Raw genomic sequence first — 24,045 nt, 5'->3', positions numbered from 1 at the left:
ACAACCCGTCGCCTGCCTGCCTGACTGGTCGCCATCCTCCGACCCGCGCCCTGTTGATCGGTAGCTGTTGTCACCTCTTCGTTACTTTCAGCCCTGTACCCGGCACCGGGCTAGGCTCACGCCTGTGACGGCCAACGACCGCGGCCGGGGACTCGGCCGCGCGGTCCGCAACGAGGACCGCAAGGCGGAGATCATCCAGGCCGCCCTCGAAGTGATCGCCGAACGCGGCTACCGGGGGGCTTCGCTGGCCGCCGTCGCGGAGCGGGTCGGGCTCACGCAGCAGGGGCTGCTCCACTACTTCCCGACCAAGGAGGCCCTGCTCGTCGCGGTGCTCGAGGTCCGCGACCGGTGGGACATGGCCTCGGCGGCGCTGCACGGCACGGCCTGGCCGATGGAGATGGTGGCCAACCTGGTCGAGTACAACGCCACCCGGCCGGGCGTCGTCCAGGTCTTCAGCGTGCTCGCCGGCGACAGCGTCACCGAGGACCATCCCGCGCGGGAGTACTTCAGGGACCGCTACACGCGGGTGCGCCGCTGGGCCGCCGACTCGCTGCGCGCCGAGTACGGCGGGACGCTGCCCGGCGGCCTCACGCCCGAGCAGGCCGCCCCGTTGCTCGTGGCCGTCATGGACGGTCTGCAGCTGCAGTGGCTGCACGACCCCGGCGAGGTGGACATGCCGGCGCTCTTCCGGCGCTTCGTCGCCCTGCTCGACCCGGCCGGCGACGGCGGGGAACCCGGCGGCGCGTGAGGGGCGCACCCGCCCGGGCACGCCCCTCGTCCCCGTTCCCACCCGCTGCTAATCGGGCAGACGCACCAGCATCTTCCCGGTGTTGTCGCCGCGCAGGACGCCGAGGAAGGCCTCCAGGTTGTTCTCGATCCCGTCGACGACGGTCTCGCGGTAGCGCAGCCTGCCCTCGCGGATCCAGCCGCCGACCTCCTGGACGAACTGCGGCTGCAGGTCGTAGTGGTCGCCGACGAGGAAGCCCTCGATGCGCAGCCGGTTCTGGATGAGCCGGGACAGGTTGCGGGGGCCGGGGGCGGGCTCGGTCGCGTTGTAGAGGGCGATCATGCCGCAGACGGCCACCCGGCCGCGCAGGTTGAGGGCGCCGATGGCCGCCTCGAGGTGCTCGCCGCCCACGTTGTCGAAGTAGACGTCGATGCCGTCGGGCGCGGCCGCCGCCAACTGCTCGGCCACGGGGCCGTCCTTGTAGTTGAAGGCGGCGTCGAAGCCGTACTCCTCGACGAGGAGCTTGACCTTCTCGTCCGAACCGGCGCTGCCGATCACCCGGGAGGCACCCTTGAGCTTGGCGATCTGGCCGACCTGGCTGCCGACCGCGCCCGCCGCGCCGGAGACGAAGACCGCGTCGCCCTCCTTGAGGCCGGCGACGCGCAACAGGCCCGCGTAGGCGGTGAGACCGGTCATCCCGAGCACTCCCAGGTAGGTGCTCAGCGGGGCGAGGTCGGGGTCGACCTTGACCGCGGTCTCCGCGTTGACCAGGGCGTACTCACGCCAGCCGAGGAAGTGCAGCACGTGGTCGCCGGGGGCGAAGCCCTCCGCGCCCGAGGCGACGACCCGGCCGACCGCGCCGCCGTGCATCGGCTTGTCCAGCCGGTACGGCTCCGCGTACGACTTCGCGTCGTTCATACGGCCCCGCATGTAGGGGTCGACCGACACGTAGAGGTTGCGCACGAGGATCTCACCGGGTCCGGGCTCGGGGACCTCGGTCTCGCGCAGCGCGAAGTCCTCGGGCTTCGGCCACCCGTGCGGGCGGGCGACCAGGTGCCATTCACGGCTCTTCGGCATGGGGGAACGCCTCCAAAGCTTTAGGTTCTTAACTAACCATGAGCCTGGATGTTTGAGGAAGTCAAATAAATCGGCATGGGCGTGTCCCGTCGCACACCGCGGCGACGGCCGGTGGGGCCGCAGGACGGAGCGGGTCGGCGGACGAGCCGGGGAGGACGGGCCCGGCGCCCGTCAGGTGCACCACCACAGGAAACGGGTGCAGGAGGGCGTCGGCTTCGGCGTGTGCGTGGGGGGCGCGGACGCCGGGCTCGAGTTCTGCGGCGCCGAGGTGGTGGGTCCCCCGCCGGCGGGGGGCTTGGTCCCGGAGCCGGCGGGCGGGTGGCTGACCGAGGCGGAGGCCGAGGCCGAGGGGGACGGCGACTCCTTGTCGCTCTCCGAGGCGCTGGGCGACGCGGAGGCGCTCGCGCTCTCGGACGCCGGGGCGTCGGAGGCGGGTGCCGCCGGGTCCCCGGAGGTGTCGCCCCCGGGCGAGGAGGTCGGGCTCGGAGAGGCGCCGTCGGTCCGCGTGTCGTCCGAGGCGGCCGAACTCGCGCCCGTCACGTAGCCGGCGAGCGGGAGTTCCGCCACGCTCCAGCCGACGAGCACGATCGCGGCGCCCACCAGGGTGCCGACCAGCAGCCGCGAGCGGCGGCGGGTGCGGACGCGGCGGGTGCGGGCCCGGCTGCCGGAACGGCGCGGGGAGCTCTCCGCGGAGCCCCGCCCCGCGGCCTTGCGGCGTTCCGCACGACCGCCCTCGGGGGGTGCGGCGGTCTCGCCCTCGTCGGTCCCGGGCTCCTGCACGGGCGCGTCGGCAGGCCCGTGCGCACCGAGCTGGTGAGCGGGCGTTCCGCACCCCGGGCAAGACAGGGCGCCGTTGATGTGCCGTCGGCATGCTGCGCAGTAGTCCATTGCCCCGGCAGCGTATGGGACGCGACGATACGACGTACATATGAGTTGACCGTCGATCCCGTGAAACCTCTGTGAAACCCGGGACATGCGGGTTTAGAGGCCGATCAGCCCCGAATCAACCCCGAACCACCACGGAATCAACCACCGAACGGCACATCGGGCATCCCCTGCCCCGCTCCCGGCACCACCAGCAGCGATCCCGACAGGGGCCGCTCCGCCAGCTCCCGGGCGTCAAGGCCCGTGCTCGCGGAGGTGATGTAGAGGTCGGTCAGCGACGGGCCGCCGAACGCGCAGGCGGTGGGCCGCCGTACCGGCACCTCCACGACCCGGTCCAGGTCCCCCCGAGGGGTGTAGCGGCGGACGGCGGCCCCGTCCCACAGGGCCACCCAGACGCAGCCCTCGGCGTCCACGGTGAGGCCGTCCGGGAGCCCCGCGGCCTCCTCGACCTCCGCGAACGGCCGCCGCCCGCGGACGAGTCCGGTGTCCCGGTCGACGTCGAAGACGTCGACGCGCCGGGTCGGGCTGTCCACGTAGTACATGAGGGAGCCGTCGGGGCTCCAGTCGGTGCCGTTGCTGACGGTCACGTCGTCCAGCACCGGCTCGACCGTGCCGTCCGGGGCCACCCGGCGCAGGGTCCCGCCGCCGGGCGCCTCGTCGTAGCGCATGGTGCCGGCCCACAGGGTGCCCGCGGCGTCCACGGCGGCGTCGTTGGCCCGCCGGCCGGGGACGGGGTCGCGGTGCAGCCAGCGGAAGGCGCCGTCCGCGTCGTACAGCCCCACGCCGTCGCGCAGGTTCACCACGACGCCGCCGGCCGCGCGCGGCTTGGCCGCGCCGACGTGCTGCCCGGTCGCCATCACCGACTCGCCGCCGCCGGCCGGGTCGTACCAGTGCACCCGGGAGGCGAGGATGTCCACCCACAGCAACCGCGCGCCGACCGGGTCCCAGGTGGGGCCCTCGCCGAGCCGCGCCCCGGCCTTGAGTGCGAGTTCGACCCCGCTCATCGCGCACCGCCCCGGTGCCCGAGGCGCTCGGACAGCTCGGCGGCCCCCTTGACGGCCAGTTCCTCCAGCTCGGCCCGGCGCTCCTCGGTCCAGCGGATCATCGGCACGGAGATGCTGAGCGCGGCCACCACCCGTCCCGCCGAGTTGCGGACCGGGGCGGCGACGCAGGAGACGTCCGGGTTGGACTCGCGCCGCTCGACGGCGACCCCCCGCTCGCGCACCGCACCGAGCTGGCGCCGCAGTTCGCCGGCCGAGGTGATGCTGTGCTCGGTCATCGCGGGCAGCGGCCCGTCGCCGGGCAGGCGTTCGTCGAGGGCGTCCGGGGGCAGCGAGGCCAGCAGCATCTTGCCGACGGAGGTGCAGTGCGCGGGCAGCCTGCGCCCGGCCGCCGACACCATCCGGACCGCGTGGGTGCTGTCCACCTTGGCGATGTAGATGACGTCGGCGCCCTCCAGGATCGCCACGTGCACCGTCTCGTCGCAGGTCTCCGCGACCGAACGGGCCACCTGCTGCCCCTCGGCCGCGAGGTCCAGCTGCTCGGCGTAGCGGCTGCCGAGCTGGTACGTGCGCACGCCGAGGCGGTAGCGGCCGGACTGACCGGGCTGCGGCACCAGGTAGTTGCGCGCGGCGAGGGTCGTCACCAGCTCGTGCACGGTGGTGCGCGGCAGACCCAGCCTGCGGGTGATCTCGGGCGCGGACATCGTGCCGTCGCCTTCGAGGAAGAGCTCCAGGATGTCCAGGGCTCTGGTCACGGCGGGTACGAGACGTCCCATCTCTGCTCGCTCTCTCCGGCGCCTGTTCGATATTCCGTATAACGATCGGTATCGCGAACGCAGCGTATCCGCGCCGGGTCGTGACGGGCAATGGCCGCGCACCACGCCACGCCGATTGTCTGCTTGTCGGATAACTCTAGGGCCCTTTGCTACTTTCTCAGTGCCCATCAGGGGCTTTGCACCGCTTTCTCACCTTTCGGTGATTCCTTCACCTCTCTCCTCCTACGGGGTCGCCGTGACGATCACGCCCAGCAGCATGCGCAAGACGCCCACCCGGCCTGGCGGGCTCGTCCCCTCACCGGCCACCGGCGACGGCGACCGGCCGGTCCCGGTCCCCGGCGCCCCCCGCCGCTACGACTACGCGCGCCACGGGACGCTCGCCGGACCCCTCAACGACCCCCCGCGGCCAGGGGTGCTGTACCGGGTCAGGTACCGCAGCCTGATCTCCCGCGAAGGGCACCGGATCCGCACCTGGCTGCTGCTCACCGCCGCGCCCCTGGCCTCGCTGGGCGTGCTGGTCTGGCTCGTGCAGCCGCGCCACTGGACGGCCCGCGAGACCGCGCCGCAGTGGGCGCACGTCGCGGACACCGCGATGCTGGTCTCCCTCGGCCTCCTCGAACTCCTCCGCCTGGTCTCCGTCCTCGCCCACGCCCATGCCACCCTGGTCGCCCGCGACCCGGTCCCGGTCGCCCCGGCACCGGGCACCCGGGTCGCCCTCCTGGCCTCCTCCGCCCCGGGCGGGGAGTCCCTGGAGGGGCTGCGGGCCACGCTGGAGGGCGCGGTACGCGTCCGGCACGACGGCCCCGTCGACGTATGGCTGCTGGACCAGGACGACGACCCGGAGGTCCGGCGGCTCTGCGAGACGCTGGGCGTACGGCACTTCACCCGCAAGGGCGTCGCGCGCTGGAACCACCCCAAGGGCGCCCTGCGCGCCGGCGCCCGGCACGGCGACCACAACGCCTGGCTCGACGCCCACGGCGACGACTACGAGTTCACCGCCTGCGTCGGCACCGGCCAGGTCCCGCTCCCCCACTACCTGGAGCGGATGCTCGGTTACTTCCGGGACCCGGACGTCGCCTTCGTCGTCGGACCGCAGGTCCACGGCGACCACGACACCGCCGTGACGAGGGCCGCCGAGAGCCACCGCTTCCTCGTCCACGCCTCCGCGCAACGGGCCGGCAACCGCTACGGCTCCGCCCTGTTCACCGGCACCACCGACGTCGTCCGCGTCTCGGCGCTGCGGCAGGCCGGCGGCATGTACGACTCCGCCGCCGGCGACCTGGCCACCGGGCTGGAGATCCACGCCCGCCGCAACCCCGCCACCGGCCGCAAGTGGCGCTCGGTCCACACCCCGGACGTGGTGGCCGTCGGCCGGGGACCGTCCTCCTGGAACGGCTTCTTCGCCCAGGAGCTGCGCCGCGGCCGCGACGCCCACGAGTCCCTCCTGCGGCAGTTCTGGAAGGCCCCGTGGAAGCTGCGGCCCGGCAGCCTGCTCACCTACACGCTGACGGCCGCCCGTTACCCCCTCTCGGGCCTCGGCTGGATCCTCTCCGCGCTGGCCTGCGTGCTCTTCCTGGGGCTCGGCGCCTCCGGCGCCCCCTTCGACCCCACGGCGTGGCTGGCGCTCCACGGCACCGCCGTCGCGTTCCGGATCGCCCTGTGCCTGGGGACCCGCGGGCGCAACGCCGGCCCCCACCGGCCGAAGGGGTCCTTCGGCGTCGCGGGGTTGCTGATGTCCGCGGTGTCCGCCCCGCTCCACGTGCTCTCCCTCGTGACGACGGTGCTCCGGCGCCCGCCGGGCCGGCTCGCCGCGGCCGAGGGCGACCCGGCCCGCCCGGACCGGCTCGCCACCTTCCGCGTCCACCTGCTGTGGGCGGCCCTGGTCGCCGGTTCGCTGCTCGCCTCGGTCCCCCGCGGCCACGCCCACCCGGCGATGCGCGTCTGGGCCGCGATCGCTCTGCTGACCTCCCTGGTCCCGCTGCTGGTCTGGCGGTGCAGCGTGCTGCGGCGCCGGGTGGCGGGCGCCCTGGCCGCACGGCGGGCACGACGGGCCCGGCGTACGGCCAGGGGCCGGCACCGCGCGCCCAGGCAGCGCGCCTCCGCCCGCATGGCGGCGGTACGGCACCACATGGTGCGGCGCTGAGGAACACGGCAGGACCCGGCACACGAGGACGGCCGCCCGGTACGGGCGGCCGTCCTTGCTTCGTCCTTGCTTCGTCCTTGCTTCGTCCTTGCTTCGTCCTTGCTTCGTCCTCCTCAACTCCCGCCGGGCGCCGCGGGTCCGGACGGGACGGCCACCGAAGCGGGGGCGGACGCCGGAGCCGGGGCATTCGACGGAGCCGGGGCAACCACCGATGGCGGGGCGGACGCCAAGGGCGGAACGGCCACCGAAGCGGGGGCGGGCGCCGACGGGGTCCAGGTGGGTACGGCGGGGGCGGGTCGCAACGCCCGTGCCGCCGGGCGCCGCCCGGCCTCCCGGGCCAGTTCGAGCGCGTACGCCGCCCACCAGTGCCCCGCGGGCGGCGCCCCCTGGCAGGCGCCGTCGGACTCACCGGGCCTGTTCACCCACAGGTAGGCGTCCACCAGCGGACTGCCGGTACGCACCGTGGGCGCGGGGCCGAGCGCCCGGTCCGGCGGATTGCACCAGGACTGCGCGTTCCTGCGTACGGCCGCCCAGGGGCCCTTGCCGTTGCGGCTGGTGTCGATGACGTAGTGGGCGCCGCCGAGCAGCCCGGACAGCCGGTCGCCGTACTCCGTGCTGACCCCGGTGGTGTGGAAGCCGGCGACGTTCAGCGCGAAGCCGTCGGCCCGGCCGATCCCGGCGAGCCGCAGCGCCGCGGCGAGCCGGCGCAGGTCGGGGACCCGCCCCGGGTTCCCCGCGTCGAGGTAGACCCGGGTACCGGTACGCGCCTTGAGGAGCCCCACGGCCTCGGCCAGCAGCGCCGCCCGGCCCGGGGGCGGTACGGCGGCGGCTCCCCCGCAGCCGGCCACCAGACCGGCGACCGCGTCCGGTTCGAGGACCACCACGGCCGCACGGCCGCCGATGCCGCCGGAGACGCCGGTGATCCAGCGGCGGTAGGCGGCCGCGTCGGCGGCGCCGGTCGGGCGGCGGACGCAGTCGCGCCGCGGGAGGTGGTGGAGGACCAGCACCGGGATGCGGTGGGCGCGTTCGGCCGCCGCGGTGATCCGGCGAGCCTCGCCCGCGGCGTCCGGGGTCCGGTCGTCGAGCCAGGTGGCCAGCGGTTGGTCGGCGATCCGCCGCAGCAGCGCGGCATCCGCCGTCCGGCCGCGGGCCTCCCCGGCTTCGGCCTGCCGGGCGGCCCGGCTGTCCGGGTCCACCCAGAACGGGGAGGGCCCGCCGGTGGCCGGCGGGGCCTCCGCCAGGGCGGGGCCTGCGGCCCACCCCGGTGACAGCAGCACCGACGCTCCGGCCATTCCGGCGACGATGCGTCCTGCACCGGCATTGAGTCGTCGAGTGGGTGCGGTGGCAGCGAGAACCATGTGACCCACCGTCACATCGGCGGCCGCGCCCCGCCGTTTCTGGTGCGCCGAACGGTCACCCCGAACCCAGAAAACCGACGATTCGTCACAGGGAATCCAAATCCGGTACGACTATTCGGGTGATCAACCGCATCTCGGGTCAAAACCACTCGTTGACCAAATCAAGACCCTTGGTCCCATCAAGCATGAAAGGCACAAAAGTGATCCGTTTCTCCAAGGCCGTCGCACTGACGGTCGCCACCGGTGCCCTCGTCCTCGGCTCGGCCACCGGCGCCCTCGCCGCCGGTTACGGCGACGACTACGGCAAGAGCGGCGACCACGGCTACGGCAAGGGCTACGGCTACGGCGGCGCCTACGCCTCGGCCATCGCCGTCGGCTCCCCCGGCATCCTGAGCGGAAACGTCATCCAGCATCCGATCAACATCCCGATCAACCACTGCGGCAACGGGCACAACCACTTCGCCCTGCTCAACCCGACGGTCGGCAACATCTGCGTCAACGGCTGACGCAGTCGCCCCACCCATCAGAGGCCGCCGGGGGTACTCCCTCCGGCGGCCTCTGGTCGGAGCAGGGCGGGGCGCCGGGTCACAGATCATTGGTGAAGGCGCTCAGCCGGGCAGTGCCGTAACCGCCGTCGATGGGCACATTGCGGATCGCGCGGCCGGTGAGCCACTCGCTCAGGGTTGCGAAGGACGCGTCACCGTGGGTGTCCTTGTACAAGGCGGCGATCCCAGTGACGTGCGGAGCGGCCATGGCCGTGCCGTCCATGTCGCGGAAGCTCCCGTTGAGATACGCGGACAGGATGCCCATCCCCGGCGCGTGGATGTCCACGCAGGTACCCCAGTTGCTGAACCAGGCCCTGCGGTCCTCCTGGTCGATCGCGCCGACCGTGAACGCCGACTGCGCACTCGCCGGAGAGACGAAGCACGCGTTGAGGTTGTCGTTGCCCGCCGCAGCCACCGGGAAGACACCGGCCCTGGCCAGCCCCTCCACGGCACGGTTGGCGGCGAGCGACCAGCGCCCGGCGAAGGACAGGTTCGCCACCGCCGGCTTCTTGGCGTGCCCGGCGACCCAGTCGATACCGGCGATGACCGCGGAGTTCGCCGTACGCCCGACGCAGGGGAAGACCCGCACCGACACCAGCGTCGTCTTGCGGGCGACGCCCGTGTAGCTGCCTCCGACCGTGCCCGCCACATGGGTGCCGTGCCCGTTGCAGTCCCCGCCGTCCAGACCGTCGCCGATCGCGTCGTAGCCGGGTACGGCCCGACCGCCGAAGTCCGGGTGGGAGAACTCGATGCCGCTGTCGACGATGTACGAGGTCACCTTCGCGCCGGTGGCCCGGACGGAGTAACCGGATCCGCCGAGGGCCCGGTTGTTGATCCGGGTCAGGCCCCAGGGGGTGAAGCCGCCCAGTCCGCGCACCGCCTTCGCCCGTGTGGGTCCGGAGGAGTCCGGTACCGGGGCGGAGGGCGAGGCGGGGCCGGGGACCTGCTCCGGGAGCAGGACCGGCTTGGTCCCCGGCTTCGGGGAGCCGGACGCCCCCGGCGGCCCGGGATCGGTCGCCTGCTCCGGTCCGGACAGTTCCGGTCCGGGCTGTTCCGGTCCGGTCTCCTCGGGCATCGCCTGCTCCGGTCCGGCCGGTTCCGGCATCGCCTGCTCGGGCGGCTGCTGTTCCGATCCCGCCGGCCCCGGGGCCTCCTCCCCGCCGGGTGCCGGCTGTGGTGCCCCGTCTGGGGCGCCCCCACCCGACGGACCCCGGTCCGGGCCGGGGTCCGGTGACGCGGCGCCGGGTGCGGCGGTGTCCTGCGGGAAGTCGACGGGGCCGGTCGGCTCGCCCGGGAGGTCGACCGGATAGGGCGGTTCCAGGTCGCTGTCGGCGGGGGCGTCCTCGCCGAGCGGGATGGTCACCACGGCGTCCTGCTCCACCTCGTCGACACCCGGCGCGGCACGCACCCGCTGCACTTGCCCGGCGGTGAGCCTGGCGGCGAAGCCGGGCAGCGCGTGCCCGTAGGTGAACAGCGGCTTGACGCCCAGCCCGTCGAGGACGGTGTTCGGCGAGGTACCGGGGTCCAGGGTGACGATGTACTGCCCGGGGATCGCGCCCGGGGGGCCGGGCCGCGGTTCCGCCGCGCTCGGGAGGGACGCCGCCAGGGCAAGGGCGGGAAGGGCAGTTATCAGAGCGACGGATGCTGTTCGCCGCAAGGAAATTCGCATCTGCGGGGCTCCTTGACCGTTCTATTCATTTGACCTGACGACCCCCCAGGTCCTGGTTATCATCAGAAATTTCCACCCGCCCGCTTGGACGGCTGTCCAGGTGACGCTCTGGATCCGAAGACTCGCCCATTGGCGGCTTGGTGCGTTGCTCCCGCTGCGCCTACTCGCCGTGCCCGGCGCGACGACCTCACCGGCCGGCATCGCCCGAATCGCCGCCGACAGCACTGGCGACCTGTCGCCCGGGCGGGCCCTGTTCCGCACTGCTTGCCTTGGCCGTGCAACACGCTCCGAGCCCCGCCACAGGGCTGGGCTCGGAGGGATGCCGATTGTCTGCCGATGCATCATGCTGCTGCCAGGCGCCGCCCTTTGGAGACGGCGCGGTCAGTGGCCGGCGGCCATCTCGATCTTGCGAGTCAGTCTTTTCACGGAATCCGGGGCCCACCAGGCCAGGGGGCCGGCCAGCCGGAAGAACACCGGGACCAGCACTCCGCGGATCAGCACCGCATCCAGGAGGATTGCGATGCCGGTGCCAAGGCCGAAGAACTTGGCCAGGGAGACTCCGGACAGGGCGATGGCGAAGAAGGAGACGGCCAGCAGCCCCGCGGCCGCGCTGATGAGGGGACCGCTTTCGCCGAGGCCGGCGCGGACCGACAGTTCAGTGGGGTCTCCGGCGATGTGCCGTTCCTTGATACGGGACAGAAGGAAGATCTCGTAATCCATGGACAGCGCGTACGCCACGCACACCAGGAGTACCGGCATCGTGATGGCCAGCGGCGACGGGGTGAAGCCGAGAAGACCGGACAGATGGCCGTCGTTGAAGACCCACACCATCGCACCGACGACTGCCGCCAGCCCGAGGGCATTGAGCAGAACCGCCTTGACCGGCAGCAGCAAGCTGCCGGTGGCCAGTAGAAGGAGCACAAGGGTGATCAGCACGGTCAGGCCGAGTGCCCAAGGCAGTCCTTTCGCCAACGCACTTGTGGTGTCCACGAGTTGCGGAGCCAGTCCCGCGATGAGCACCTCCCGATGACCGGGCACCGGTGCCGCGCGCACCTGTTTGGCCAGCCGGCTGCCTTGAGGGGAGTAGGGCACGACACGGGTGTGCAGGTCGAGCCGTACGCTCCGATCCTTGCGCAGGGCCGCCGCGGCGCTGTCCGCCGGTGTTTTCGCGGCCTGTGGCCGGCCGTGGGCGAATCGGCCAACGGGGCTGTCCACCCGGTCGACACCGGGCACACGGGACAGCGTCCGGGCGTACGTGGCCAGAGCGGTTGCCGAGGGGTCCCGGTCCCATGCCGGCGCCACCACGCTGATCGTGTCACCGCCGGCGCTGCCGGCGAAGCCCGTACGCAGCACCTCGGCCACCTGTCGGCTCTCGGTGTCCTTTGGCAGGGCGCGTTCGTCCGGGATCCCGAACTGCGCGTGGCCCAGCGGCAGGGCGAGTACCAGCAGCCCGATGGTCGCCATCAAGCCCCACACCGCGGGGCGGCGCATCGAGCCGCCGGCAATGCGGCCCCATAGCCGGCGCTCGGGAGCGACCTGCTCGGCGCGCGTCCGCAGCACGCGCCACTTGTCGACCCGCTTCCCCAACAGCAGGAGCATGGCGGGCAGCGGCCCGAGCGCGCCCAGCACAGTGATCGCCACAGTCGCCACGCCCGCGAACGCGAACGACCGCAGGAAGTACAGAGGGAAGACCAGCAAAGTGAGCAGCACGCTGGCCACGATCGCGGCGCTGAAGACCACTGTGCGGCCTGCTGTACGCAGGGTGCGCAGCAACGCCTCCATGTCATCGCCGCCGCTGGCGCGTTCCTGTCGGTAGCGGGCCACGATCAGCAGGCTGTAGTCCACCGCGAGGCCGAGGCCAAGCGCGGTGATCAGATTGGTGGAGAACACCGAGACCGAGGTCAGCTGGGCCAGGCACCACAGCACGGCCATCGCCCCGACGATGGCCGACATCCCGACGGCCAGTGGCAGCAGCGCCGCGACGACACCCCGGAAGACCAGGACCAGCAACAACAGCGTCAGCGGAATCGCCACCGACTCCGCGAGCTTGAGGTCCTGCTCGGTCCGGTCATTGAGGTCGTTGTTGATCTGGGTGATACCGCCGAAGCGCACCTCGGCGTCACCCCGCTCTCCGGCGAGCCTGGTGTGCAGGTCCTTGGTCTTGCGGTCCGCGGCATCCTGGTCGCCGGCGACGGTGACTGCGGTCAGGCCCGCCGCACCGTCGGCCGAGCGGAGCGCCGGGTCAGGGGTGCGGTAATACGAGGCCACGATGTGCACGCCACGTTCACGGGAAAGCTCCTCGAGCACGGACCGGCCGGCATGGGTGGCCGCCGTACTGTTCGCGTCCCCGCCCTTGTCCCGGACGAGCAGGAACAGGTTGGGCTGTGCGGTGGGGAACTTCTCCCGAAGCAACCGCGTGGCCGCGGCGGAATCCGATGACGGATCGTCGAATCCCCCCGATTTGAGTACGTTGAGTGTGCCGCCCGCGACAACCCCGGCCAGGGCGATGAGGAACAGCCAGGCCACGAGGACAGCGCGAGGGCGGCGCAGCGGTAGCGGAAGGCGCGCCGACCGGCCCGGGGGCAGCGGGCTGCCGGACGCCTCACCGGACGTGATGGTCGCTGTCCCCGTCATGGTCTCGGGGGACGATACTGGGGGAGGCTTCACCGGAGCCTGCTCCTCGCTTCGCGTGTGGACTTCTCGGTCAGGGGCGTCCGCGTACCCGGGGACGCCGGGAGTTCAGCTGTTCAACGAGTGGCAGTGGGAAGCGAGTACGGACACGCAGGACTCGATCTGCTGCGCGGTGTGCTCGCTGGTGACGAAGAACCGAAGCCGCGTCAGCTCCTCCGCTACTGCCGGATGAAGAATCGGGTTGACGCTGATCCCTGCGTCGAACAGTGCCGCAGACAGTCGCAGGGCCTTGGACGAGTCCTTGACGATGGCGGGGATGACCGGCGAACCGAGGCTGTCGCCTGTGTCGATCCCGGCTTGCCGGGCCAGTTGCAGGAAGAGTTCCGCGTTCTCGCGCAACCTCTGCAGTCGCTCCGGCTCCGCGCGCAAGACCCGGAGTGCCGCGAGCGAGGCCGCCGCATTCGCCGGGGTCATGCCCACGCTGTAGACGAACCCGGGGACGGAGGCCTTGAGGTAGTCGACGACGCGTGCCGTACTGGCCACGTAACCGCCACAGCCCGCCAGAGATTTCGACAATGTGCCCGACCACAGGTCCACTGCCGAGCGGTCGACGGCGAAGTGATCGCCGACTCCGCCGCCGTGGGGCCCGACAACGCCGATGCTGTGTGCCTCGTCGATCATCACCATGGCGCCGTGCCGCTGTTTGACTTCGATGAGGGCCGGCAGGTCGACGATGTCGCCATCCATGCTGTAGACACCCTCGACCACGATCAGGACACGGCGGTAATGGTGCCTGATCCGCCCGAGCATCACGTCGAGCGCCGCCATGTCGTTGTGCGGGAAGGGGCGGCGCCTTGCCCCGGAGAGGTTGCAGCCCTGCAGGATGCTGTCGTGCGCGAGGCCGTCGTGCAGGATCAGGTCATCGGGGCCCACGAGGTGACCGATCACGCTCACGTTGGTGGCGTGCCCACTGACCAGGGCGATGGCCGCTTCGCAACCGTTCAGCGCGGCGAGTTCCGACTCCAGCTCGCGGTGCAGTGGCCGGTCGCCGGACAGGAAACGACTCGCCGAAACCGAGGTACCGTATCGGTCGACGGCCTCCTTGACCGCGGCGGCGACCATCGGGTGGCCGGACAGGCCGAGGTAGTTGTACCCGGAGAAGGAGATCAACTCCCGGCCTTCGATCCGGGTGGTGTCCCGCAGTGTGCCTTCGTGCAGCAGGAAGTACGGGCTGCGTCCGAGGGAGGCCCGGCGTCCCTCCATCTCAAGGAGCTCGGGGAAGTCCTCGATACGGCTCTCGGCCCGCACTGCCGTGGCAGGGACCGGATCGGCCATGGCCACCCCGCCCTCGGCAGCGAGTCGGGAATGCCCGTTCGACAACGTAGCCGCAGCGCGCTCGACAGCGACGCGGCCATTCGCCAACGTACTCACGGCACCCTCGGCGCGGGCCGGAAAGGCCGCCGCGGACACGACGGCAGTCGCGATCGAGGCCCTTCGATCCACCTTGAGCAGTTCGGCCACCGCCTCGACCGCCTGGGCAATGGTGGGCTGCCGGGGAATGAATCCCTCAGTGACGCCCTCGGCGACCTCCGGGAAGGCCCGACGAAGCCGCACCAGCAGCTCGGTGGTCATCAGAGAGTCGAAGCCCAGCTCTTGGACGATGTTCAGTTCATCCGTCAACTGCTCCACGGGGAAGGCGCTGACGGCCGACAACTCGGCGTACACGCGAGCACGCACCCGCTCGTAGTCCGCCCCGGCGGCCGGCTCGCGGGCATCACGGTGTCCGACCGTAGGCAGGCTGAGCACATCCATACCAGCGGCCCACTGCTGGATGAGCGGCGGAGTCCCGGCGGGCGAGGCCGCCGGGCGGTCCGCGACGGGAGCGGCCGTGCCGAAGGTCTGCAACAGGTTCAGCTGCTCCCTCAGCAGCGTCACGACGTCATGCATCACGAAATCCTTGTGATCGGGGGAACTCGGGGGAGGGGCAGCGGCGGGTGGCACCTGGGCCGCCCCTGCGCTGTGTGGCTCGGGCAACGCGGCGGGAGCCTTGTTCGTCAGGACGTCCGGAGACCGGTCAGGTCCCGTGACGGTCTGCTGGAGATCCCCCTCGACGGCCCCCAGACCAGGGACGGTGGGCGGGGCTGGGCGCCGTGAGGCGACGCGGGGGTACCAGTACGACTTCGTTGCAAGGGGGGAGGGCGGCAGCGTCACCAGTGGCGTCCCCTCCGGTACGAGCCCCGCGGCGTCGATGTCGACCCCGAGCACGGCGAGCTCGCCGAGCGTGGCGAGGAAGGTGCGGGCCTGGTCGGAACCGTCCTTGGTCAGCGCCATGCACCGGACCGCGCTCTGCTCCGGAACACTGTGCCGTACGGCACCGAGCAGCCCGCTGCCCCCGCAGACCTGCACGAACACCCTCGCGCCGGCCTCGTATGCGGCGCGAGCTGCGTCGCCGAAGCGGGCAGGGGCACTGGCATGGCGGCCCCACAGCTCCCGCAGCACGTCAGGGTCGTCCTCGGCCGCGCCACTCACCGATGAGACGAATTCGTACCGGGGGCGGGTGATCGTACGGGTCGCGAGGTCCGCCGCGAGATCGTCGAGGGCGGGATCGAGAAGTGGGGAGTGGAAACCGTTGGAGACCCGCAGTGACGCGGCCGCCAGGCCCGCCTCCGCACAGCGCCGCGCCAGCTCCTCCAGCTCCGTCGCCGTGCCGCTGTACACGACCTGGCGGGGGTGGATGAAGCAGGCGGCCCACACCTCCTCCAGCCCCTGCGTCACACGGTCCGCCTCGTCCTGCGAGGCCCGGATGACGAGCATGCCGCCACGCCGTACCGACTCTGCGCTGCGCATGCGGGCGCCGCGCGCCAGGAGGAGCCGCAGGCACTCGGATTCGTCCAGGGCACCGGCATTGACCGCGGCGGGGAACTCCCCCACGCTGTGGCCGAAGGTGACGGCCGGGACGGCGCCCAGCGACTCCACGAAGCGTGCGAGCGCCACGCCGAACGCACCGAGCACCGGCTGGCAGACGTCTGTGCCGGTGAGCCGCTCCTGTCCTTCCGGGGTAAGGCTGGCCGGCCCGTACACCGAGTCCAGTAGCGAAAGCCCGTTCTCCGAGACGGCCAGCGCGTCGAAGGCATCGATGGTGGAGCGCACGGCGGGGAAGCGCTCATACAGGTCCCCCACCATCCCCGGCTGCTGGCTGCCCTGTCCGGGGAAGACAAAGGCGATCGTACGCTCCGATGCCGGCAGCGGTGCGACGGCCGAGTACAGGCCCTCGTCCAGCGCGCCCACCCTGCCTTGGGCGAGCGCGGACCGGGCCTGCTGCACCCGCGTCCGCAATTCCGCGTGGCCGCCGGCGACGACCGCGAGCCGGGCCGTGAGCAGCCGCCTGCTCGCCAGGGTCCGCGCGATGGCGCTCAGTGGCATGTCGGGGGCGTCCTGCAGGGTCTCCAGAACATGGACGAGGTGGGACTCCAACCGGTCCACGCTGCCGGCGGAGAAGAGGAAGAGCTGCGGCTCGTCGTCCTGCGTCCCCGGCGCCTCCTCTGGCTGCTTCCGGCCGGTGGTCCGGCGCCCGGCGGCCGGCGGCTCAACTCCGTGCAACCGCGGGCTGGACTCCGGCGCCTCCTCCAGTACGGCGTGCACATTGGTGCCGCCGAAGCCGAAGTTGCTCACTCCGGCGCGACGCGGTTGGCCCCCGGAATGCTCCCAGGGCTCAACAGCTCGCGGAATCCGCAGTCTCGACCCCGCGAGATCCTCCGGACGAGCGGGATCGGTCTCCGGCATGGGCACGATCGTGCGGTGGTGCAGTTCCAACGCGCTCTTGATCAAGGAAGCGGCACCGGAAGCCCCCAGGGAGTGGCCGATCAGCGACTTCACCGACGACAGGCAGGCGGTACCGTCCGAGTCACCCTCGGCCTCCTCTCGAAGCTTGATGATCGCGTCGAGCTCGGTGGCATCCCCGACCATGGTGGCGGTGCCGTGTGCCTCGAAGACCCCGATCGATCGGGGGGAGCATCCGGCATCCGCATAGGCGCGGCGCAGCGCTGTCATCTGGCCATCGCGGCTCGGCGTCATCGGGCCTTCCGCTGCCGCCCCGTCGTTACTTGCGCCGATGCCCTGGATCACCGCGTAGACCCGGTCGCCTGCGGCCAACGCGTCCCGAAGCGGGCGCAGCACGACCACCCCGACGCCTTCGCCCAGTACGAAACCGTCGGCCTCCCGGTCGAAGGGCCTGCACACACCGGCCGCCGAGATCGCCCCTACCTTCGAGAAGGCCAGCAGCGAGCGCGGCTCCAGAGTGAGATAGGCGCCGCCCACCAACGCCACACGGCACTCTCCGGTGGCCAGATGGCTCAGGGCCTGGTGCAACGCGACCAAGGTCGCAGAGCACGCGGCATCGACCGTGAAACTGGGGCCGCGCAGGTCGAAGAACCGGCTCACATTCGCCGCCGCCATGTTGAGCAGCGCTCCCGGAACCGAGGACGGCTGCATGGTGACGATGTCGGGTACCAGTTCCATGTATTCGCTGATGCCCAGGCCGAAGAACACGCCGGCCGACTGGCGGTCGAACTCCTGTCGCTCCCATCCGGCGTCCTGCAGCGCCTCACGGGAGGCGTCCAGGAGCAGGCGGTGCTGCGGGTCCAATCCCTGCACCCGGCGCGGCGACATCCGGTAGTGCCGGGCGTCGAACTGATCGACGGCGGCGATCGGAGCGATGATGTCCGTGTACGTTCCGGCGCGGGCGCGCTTGTCCTGCGGGGTGTGGAAGGGCGTGTGATCCCAGCGTTCGGGAGGCACAGCTCGGAACTGGCGTTCACCCTTGCGGAGCATCCGCCAATATTCGGGGAGATTCCGGGCTGCCGGAAATCTGCAACCCATGCCGACGATGGCCACGTTACGCAACGCAACTCCCAATGCAGATGAGCCAGATGAAATGAAAATCACTCGATGCGCTCTCGGCGGATCCACGCGGTGCGGGGCGGATGGCCTGGCAGGGCGGCTGTGCGCCGTATCCGTGCCCGACCGGGTGAGCAAACTGCCCCAGGTCCCGTGTTTCTAATGCTGTGACAGATTTGAATCGGGCGCCCGTCAGAAGATCCGTTTGAGTTATGACTCCACCTGGCCCGCCCCCGCGGACAGCGGCGACTCCGCCGTTCCGGCCCTTGATCTCCGTTCCGGGACCTTCGACGTTTGCTCGCCGTGGAATCGGGTGCACCGCATAGCGCGCAGTCGCCGTAGCCCACGTGGGGGAAACCTTGGTGACACCGTATCGGGGCCGACCTGGACATCGTTGCCAAGAAAGGGACCAGGGGGTATCGGAACTCCTGGCCCGTCCGAGAGGAACGGTGCAGGTGCAGAAGATCAGGAGGGTCACACTGATGGCCCTGGCAGTGGGTGGCCTGACATTCGGGGGATCTGAGTTCGCCTCGGCCGACAGCGGCGGCGCCACCGCCGACGGCGGCTTTGGCGCGATCGGAAGCCTGCTGCAGCAGAACACCGCCCAAGAACGCGGGCAGAACAACAACTGCGCCAACCCGAACGCTGCGTTTGTGCAACCGGGTCTGTTGGGCGGGCCTACGCAGACCCGCTGCGGGACCGGCGATGCCTCCTTCAACAAGCACACCGTGAACCACGGTGGCGGCAGCCACGCGACCGGCGGCTCGGGCAAGGTCGGCCAAATGATCCAGCAGAACACCGCTCAGAAGGGCCGACAGAACAACAACTGCGCCAACCCGAACGACACCATTTTCTCCCATGGCGAAGGCGTGACGGACAGTTTCTGCATCGACCAGGACGGCTCCCACAACAAGCACACCCTGACCAAGGGCGGCGGCAGCCATGCGACCGGCGGCTCCGGCAAGGTCGGCCACCTGGTCCAGCAGAACACCGCCCAAGAGGGCCGGCAGAACAACAACTGCGCCAATCCCAACCAGTCCGACATCACCGCGAGCGACGACCTGATGGCCAGTCACTGCAGCAACCTGGATCGCTCCCACAACAAGCACACCCTGGCCGTGGACGGCGGCAGCCACGCCACCGGCGGCTCCGGCAAGGTCGGCCACCTGGTCCAGCAGAACACCGCCCAAGAGGGCCGGCAGAACAACAACTGCGCCAATCCCAATGACACGTTCATTACATCGCCGCATACCGGTGCACAGACCCGTTGCGCAAGCATCGACCATTCGACCAACGTGCGAACCGCCGAGTTCAGCGGCGGCAGCCACGCGACCGGGGGCAACGGCGAGGTCGGTCACCTGGTCCAGCAGAACACCGCCCAGGAGGGCCGGCAGAACAACAACTGCGGCAGTCGCAACGGCATGACCCTGATCGCCTCGGGCCACACCCGGACCCAGTGCGTCGCCGTCGACGAGTCCAAGAACTTCGACTCCTTCAATCGGTAGTGAGAGCAGACAAAGCAATGGCCTTCGTGCCGGATCGGCCCCGCCCGGCGTCCCGGACGGGGCCGGCCCCGTTCCCGGCGAAGCGTCGGTTTTCAGTGGGCTGGGCATTCTCGACCGAGCCGGCGGTCGCCACGGCGCGACAGAACGCGAGTGCCGGTACAGCAGACTCGACTCAATGGCAGGGGATCACGACGATGGGACAGCACACGGCGGCCGGCGCAATTGCGCAAAAGGCCCGCAGGGCGGCGGCAGTCCTGCTCACCGCCGGCGCGTTGGTCTCCGCGGGCGGCGGCAGCGCCTTCGCCGATGTGCTCAGCGACACTCCGCTCAGCGGGCAGCTCAATACCGACCAGGACGGAGAGCAGAACCTGGACTGCGGCAACTCCGCCCGCCTGGTCCGCCTCAACATCGGCAAGACGGTGCGGCGGGAGCGGGTCTGCGTCGACACCGACGGTCATACCCGCCGACACAGCGGCCACCCGAGTGGTGCCCGGGCGGTGGGCGGGGCAACCCTCGGCCCTCAGGTCAACACCGCACAGACCGGCAGGCAGAACCTCAACTGCGGCAACTCCGCGGACACGCTCACCGTCAACGTACTGGGGACCATGCATCAGGAGACCACCTGCGTGGCGGTGGACGGCAGCCGCTCCCCCGGCAGGGACCGCGGACACGGCCACGGTGAACACATCGGTGACGCCGGGGCGGAAGGCGGCCACTCGGTCGGTCAGGTCAACACCGCGCAGACCGGCAGGCAGAACCTGAACTGCGGCAACTCCGCGGACACGGCCACCGTCAACGTTCTGGGCACCATCCGGAAGCACACCACATGCGTCGCCGCCGACCACTCCCACCGTGCCGGTCCCGCCACCGTTCATCGGGGCCAGGCCTCCGCCGGCACCACCGAGGTGGTCGGATCCGAGACCAACACCGCGCAGAACGGCCGGCAGAATCAGAACTGCGGCAATCCCGGCACGCTCGTCGACCTTCCCCTCGGCCATAGCGAGCGCGAGACCCGGTGCACCGTGCGGGACAGCTCCAGCCACCGAACACGGTGACCGCGACGATGCCGGGAACACGTCGTGCCCGGTAGTCAGTCAAGCGCTCCCAGGACGACGGCGCTGTTGAACCCGCCGGTGCCGCGGGCGAGCACCACGGCCGTCGTCAGCCGTTCCGGCCGTGTCCAGCGGGTGACCAGGCGGACGCCGTACCGCTCGCGGGCGGCCCGCGCGTCGCCGCCGCGGGTGGGCGGGATCACGCCGGTGCGCAGGGCGAGGGCGGCGGTCACCGCGTCCAGCGCGCCGGCGCCGGAGGTCAGCCGGCCGACGCCCGCCTTGGGCACCGTCACCGGGACCTCCGCCAGCCGGTCGCCGAAGACCCGCTGGAGCGCCGCCGCCTCGGCCGCGTCCCCGGCCGGGTCGCCGGCGCCGTCGGCGAAGACCACGTCCACGTCCCCGGGAGCGCGGCCGGCCTGCTCGAGCGCCGTGGTGACGGCCCGGGCCAGCTGGACGCCGTCGGGCGCGGGCGCCGTGTGGTGGTGCGCGTCGTGCGTGGCGGCGTGGCCGAGCAGTTCGGCGTAACCGCGCACCCCGCGCTCGGCGGCGTGCGCCTTCTCCTCCAGGACCATCAGGGCACCGCCCTCGCCGGGGACGAACCCCGAGGCGTACGGGCTGAAGGGCAGGTAGGCCCGTTCGGGGTCGGTGCCGCGGTGCACCGTGGGCAGGGTGGACTGGCAGGCGAGCGCGAAGGGCGACAGCGGCGCCTCGGTGCCGCCGACGATCACGGCCTTGCCGCCGCGCCGCAGCCGCCGCCAGGCGTGCTTGAGCGCGTCCAGGCCGCCCGCGCCGTCCGCGGCGACGACGCCGCAGCCGCCGGTCAGCCCGTGCCGGATGGAGATCTGTGCGGCGCCGGCCGCGTGGAACCAGGCGATGGACTGGTGGGCGTCGGCCTCGCCGGGCTGCCGTGCCCACAGGGCGTGGGTCTCCCGCTGGCCGGACTCGTTGCCGCCGGAGCCGCTGGAGGTGACCACCGACAGGTGGAACGGGGGGTGGTCGGCGGGCCGCAGCGCCGCGTCGGCCAGCGCCATCTCGGCCGCGGCCAGGGCGAACCAGGTCCAGCGGTCGGTCTCGGCGCGCAGGGTGTCGTCGATCCAGCGGGCGGCGTCGAACCCGGTGACCTCCCCGGCGAGCACGACCGGGGAGCGGCTCGCGTCGGGCCTGCCGATCGGCCGGATGCCGTTGCGCCCGGCGACGGTGGCCCGCCAGTAGGGGCGGGCGCCGACACCGGTGGGGGCGACGACCCCGAGTCCGCTGATGACCGCGCGTGTGGTCATGCCTCCGCCTCCCGTTCCGGGTCCGGCTCCAGGGCCGAGAAGACCATCGCCGACTGGAAACCACCGAGGCCGCAGGCCACCGACAGCGCGTGCCGCACCCGCCGTTCGCGGGCGAGGACCGGCGTGTAGTCGAGGTCGCACTGCGGGTCGGGCCGCAGCAGGTTCGCGGTCGGCGGGATCACCCCCCGCCGGACGGCGAGGGCGCAGGCGGCCATCTCCAGGGCGCCCGCCGCGCCGAGGCAGTGGCCGATGACGGACTTGACGGAGCTCACCGGGACCTTGCGCGCGTACTCGCCGAGGGCGCGTTTGTAGGCGGCCGTCTCGTAGCGGTCGTTCTGCACCGTGCCGGAGCCGTGCGCGCTGATCCAGTCGAGCTGCTCGGGGGCGATGCCGGCCTCCGACATGGCGGAGATGATCGCCTCGCTCAGGTCGTAGCCGTCGGGGCGCAGACCGGTCATGTGGTAGGCGCCGGTCCGGTTGTCCCAGCCGCGGACCTCGCAGTAGACGGACGCGCCCCGGGCGCGGGCGTGCTCCAGTTCCTCCAGCACGAGCACCGCGCCGCCCTCGCCGAGCACGAAGCCGTCGCGCCGGGCGTCGAAGGGCGCCGGCGTCCGCTCGGGATCGCCGGTGAAGGCGGTGGTGGCGCGGATCGCGTCGAAGCAGGCCACCGTGACCGGGGAGATGGGCGCCTCACTCGCGCCCGCCAGCATGACGTCGGCCTCGCCGTCGCTCAGCGTCCGGAAGGCGCAGCCGATCGCGTCGACGCCGGAGGTGCAGCCGGTGGAGACGACCGAGGACGGGCCGTGCAGGCCGTGCCGGAGCGAGAGTTCGGCGGCGGCCGAGGAGGGGTGCATCGCCCGGTGGAGGAAGGGCATGCCGTGGTCCGGGCTGACCTCCCAGTGGCGGCCGCCGTCGCTGGCGACCACGTACTCGTCCTCCAGGGTGACGGTGGCGCCGACGGCGGTGCCGAGGCAGACCCCGATGCGGTCGGTGTCCTCGGCTTCCGTGCGCAGCCCGCTGTCGGCGAGCGCCTCGGCGGCCGCGGCGAGCGCGAACTGGGCGAACCGGCCGTTGCGGCGTATCTCCCGGGGGGTGAGCCCGGCCGCGAGGGGGTCGAAGTCGGCCTCGGCGGCGATCCGCGAGCGGTACCGCGAGGGGTCGAAGCGGGTGATCCGGCGGATCGCCGGCCCGCCCCCGACGATCCGCTCCCAGAACGCCTCCCGCCCGACGCCGCCGGCGGCGACGGCTCCGACGCCCGTCACCACCACCCTGCGCGCGGTACGGCCTGCGGTCACCGGTCGACCAGTTCGCGGCCCGGCGCCGGGCCCTCCGTCGCCGGACCCGTCGCGGTGGCGGCGCGGGCGATGGCGGCGGCCTGCTCGTGGGTCTCGGTGTCGACGTGCCCCAGCTCCGGACGCGGCGCGAGCGGGGCCAGGAAGAACACGGCGCGGGCCACCGCGTCGGAGGTGTTCACCAGCCGGTGGCGGACCCCGCGCGGGACGAGCAGGGCCTCGTTGGCGGCGACGCTGCGCGGGCAGCCGTCGAGGTCCACCCGCACCTCGCCCTCGACGACGACCAGTTGCTCCTGCGAGTACGGGTGGTAGTGCTCGGCGACGGCCTCGCCGGGGCCGACGGTGACCATGCCGCAGAACCCGTCCGTCGTGCCGACCGAGGCGGTGGTCAGCAGGGTGCGGATGTCGCCGCCGCGGCGGGTGTCCGCGTGGGTGTCCAGGGTGCCGACGGGACGGATCCGGCGGGATTCCAGCCGGTCCTTGACCAGCTGCATCTGGACGCGGGAGTTGCTGTTGATGCGTTGCCGCATGCCCTCGTCGTCGACGGGCGCGTCCACCTTCATCCGGAAGTCCTGCAGCCAGCGCATGCGGGTGCTCTCCGGGCCGAGTTCCTCGTACTGCCAGTAGATGTTCATGAACTCGAACGGCCCGGTCTCCAGCCGCCGGGCCCGCACGGTACGGGTGGCCGGGTCGGCGGTGCGCTCGGACACCCAGGACCAGACGCGGCCCTTCTCGTCGGGGTGCATGGTCAGGCGGAAGCGGGTGGTGTCGCCCTCCTGGGAGATGATCTCGGCCTCGGCGTACTCGCTGAACAGGGTGGGCCAGCCGGCGACGTCGTTGGTCCGCAGCCACACGTACCGCAGGGGCGCGTCGATGACGATCTCGTTCTCGGTGTGCATCGTCATCGGGTCCGCACCTCCGCCGCGGGATGGCCGGACTGACGTTCCGTCACTGAGGTCATGGGGGCACTACCTCCAACCGAGCGGGCCGAATAATCACACAATCGGTCCCCGCGGTGACGGAACGTGTCACGCCCTCCCGGCCCGCTCCACCCGTACGGGGGCACACTTCGTGAGGGCCCGTCAGCGGCCCTTCCGGCGCCGGTCGACGCGGGCGGGCAGGACCTCCGCCTCCTCCCCCATCCCGTGTCCCCGCGCGCCGCCCCCATGCCGGCGGACGGGGCACGAGGCGGTCCTGCGTCCGGCGCGGGC

General features: G+C 71.9%; 16 protein-coding genes. 5 read left to right on the top strand and 11 right to left on the bottom strand.

Annotated features, from left to right (window positions below; genetic code table 11):
• Window positions 1–124: 124 nt before the first annotated feature.
• Window positions 125–748 carry a TetR/AcrR family transcriptional regulator gene (locus tag OG937_29315; GenBank protein ID WUD75497.1) on the top strand — a complete coding sequence of 208 codons (624 nt, stop codon included), beginning with the start codon at window positions 125–127 and terminating at the stop codon, window positions 746–748.
• 48 nt (window positions 749–796) lie between these two features.
• Here OG937_29315 and OG937_29310 read toward each other — a convergent pair whose 3' ends face one another.
• The 4 genes from OG937_29310 to OG937_29295 all read right to left on the bottom strand — a co-directional run bounded on the left by OG937_29310 (window position 797) and on the right by OG937_29295 (window position 4,466).
• Complete coding sequence (locus OG937_29310; protein ID WUD75496.1) at window positions 797–1,804, bottom strand: NADP-dependent oxidoreductase; 1,008 nt, start codon at window positions 1,802–1,804, stop codon at window positions 797–799.
• 171 nt (window positions 1,805–1,975) lie between these two features.
• Window positions 1,976–2,584 (bottom strand): hypothetical protein, encoded by a 609-nt coding sequence (locus OG937_29305; protein ID WUD75495.1) that lies wholly within the window; start codon window positions 2,582–2,584, stop codon window positions 1,976–1,978.
• 245 nt (window positions 2,585–2,829) lie between these two features.
• Window positions 2,830–3,693 carry an SMP-30/gluconolactonase/LRE family protein gene (locus OG937_29300; GenBank protein ID WUD75494.1) on the bottom strand — a complete coding sequence of 288 codons (864 nt, stop codon included), beginning with the start codon at window positions 3,691–3,693 and terminating at the stop codon, window positions 2,830–2,832.
• On the bottom strand, window positions 3,690–4,466 hold the full coding sequence (locus tag OG937_29295) for an IclR family transcriptional regulator (GenBank protein WUD75493.1): 777 nt from the start codon (window positions 4,464–4,466) through the stop codon (window positions 3,690–3,692). The genes OG937_29300 and OG937_29295 overlap by 4 nt, the downstream gene beginning before the upstream one ends.
• A gap of 235 nt (window positions 4,467–4,701) precedes the next feature.
• Here OG937_29295 and OG937_29290 point away from each other — a divergent pair, with 235 nt between their 5' ends.
• Complete coding sequence (locus OG937_29290) at window positions 4,702–6,609, top strand: glycosyl transferase (GenBank protein ID WUD75492.1); 1,908 nt, start codon at window positions 4,702–4,704, stop codon at window positions 6,607–6,609.
• A gap of 113 nt (window positions 6,610–6,722) precedes the next feature.
• Here OG937_29290 and OG937_29285 read toward each other — a convergent pair whose 3' ends face one another.
• Window positions 6,723–7,901 (bottom strand): glycoside hydrolase family 6 protein, encoded by a 1,179-nt coding sequence (locus OG937_29285; protein ID WUD75491.1) that lies wholly within the window; start codon window positions 7,899–7,901, stop codon window positions 6,723–6,725.
• Between the two features lie 251 nt (window positions 7,902–8,152).
• Between OG937_29285 and OG937_29280 the strand changes: the two genes are divergently transcribed.
• A complete protein-coding gene (locus OG937_29280; GenBank protein ID WUD75490.1) occupies window positions 8,153–8,473 on the top strand; it encodes a chaplin in 321 nt (106 codons plus the stop codon).
• 79 nt (window positions 8,474–8,552) lie between these two features.
• Here OG937_29280 and OG937_29275 read toward each other — a convergent pair whose 3' ends face one another.
• The 3 genes from OG937_29275 to OG937_29265 all read right to left on the bottom strand — a co-directional run bounded on the left by OG937_29275 (window position 8,553) and on the right by OG937_29265 (window position 17,705).
• Window positions 8,553–10,181, bottom strand: coding sequence for a S8 family serine peptidase (locus OG937_29275; protein ID WUD75489.1), 1,629 nt, complete (start codon window positions 10,179–10,181; stop codon window positions 8,553–8,555).
• 381 nt (window positions 10,182–10,562) lie between these two features.
• Entirely contained in the window at window positions 10,563–12,707 is a 2,145-nt protein-coding gene (locus tag OG937_29270; GenBank protein WUD75488.1) for an MMPL family transporter, read from the bottom strand.
• Window positions 12,708–12,920: 213 nt separating this feature from the next.
• The gene (locus tag OG937_29265) at window positions 12,921–17,705 is read right to left on the bottom strand and encodes an aminotransferase class I/II-fold pyridoxal phosphate-dependent enzyme (GenBank protein WUD75487.1); all 4,785 of its coding nucleotides are present in this window, start codon (window positions 17,703–17,705) and stop codon (window positions 12,921–12,923) included.
• Window positions 17,706–18,163: 458 nt separating this feature from the next.
• Here OG937_29265 and OG937_29260 point away from each other — a divergent pair, with 458 nt between their 5' ends.
• Together OG937_29260 and OG937_29255 are read left to right on the top strand one after the other, a co-directional pair.
• Entirely contained in the window at window positions 18,164–19,213 is a 1,050-nt protein-coding gene (locus OG937_29260; protein WUD75486.1) for a hypothetical protein, read from the top strand.
• A 194-nt stretch (window positions 19,214–19,407) separates the two neighbouring features.
• Window positions 19,408–20,268: a hypothetical protein gene (locus tag OG937_29255; GenBank protein WUD75485.1), complete on the top strand. Its 861-nt coding sequence runs from the start codon at window positions 19,408–19,410 to the stop codon at window positions 20,266–20,268.
• 35 nt (window positions 20,269–20,303) lie between these two features.
• Here OG937_29255 and OG937_29250 read toward each other — a convergent pair whose 3' ends face one another.
• From OG937_29250 to OG937_29240, 3 genes are read right to left on the bottom strand one after another with little or no spacing between them, the layout of a single operon-like run.
• Window positions 20,304–21,542: a ketosynthase chain-length factor gene (locus tag OG937_29250; protein WUD75484.1), complete on the bottom strand. Its 1,239-nt coding sequence runs from the start codon at window positions 21,540–21,542 to the stop codon at window positions 20,304–20,306.
• Window positions 21,539–22,837 carry a beta-ketoacyl-[acyl-carrier-protein] synthase family protein gene (locus OG937_29245; GenBank protein ID WUD75483.1) on the bottom strand — a complete coding sequence of 433 codons (1,299 nt, stop codon included), beginning with the start codon at window positions 22,835–22,837 and terminating at the stop codon, window positions 21,539–21,541. The genes OG937_29250 and OG937_29245 overlap by 4 nt, the downstream gene beginning before the upstream one ends.
• The gene (locus OG937_29240; GenBank protein WUD75482.1) at window positions 22,834–23,739 is read right to left on the bottom strand and encodes a cupin domain-containing protein; all 906 of its coding nucleotides are present in this window, start codon (window positions 23,737–23,739) and stop codon (window positions 22,834–22,836) included. The genes OG937_29245 and OG937_29240 overlap by 4 nt, the downstream gene beginning before the upstream one ends.
• Window positions 23,740–24,045 lie beyond the last annotated feature (306 nt).

The sequence above is a fragment of the Streptomyces sp. NBC_00510 genome, assembly GCA_036013505.1.
Classification (GTDB): Bacteria; Actinomycetota; Actinomycetes; order Streptomycetales; family Streptomycetaceae; genus Actinacidiphila.
Note: the sequence above shows the minus strand (reverse complement) of the source record. Positions and strands in the feature narration are given on the sequence as shown.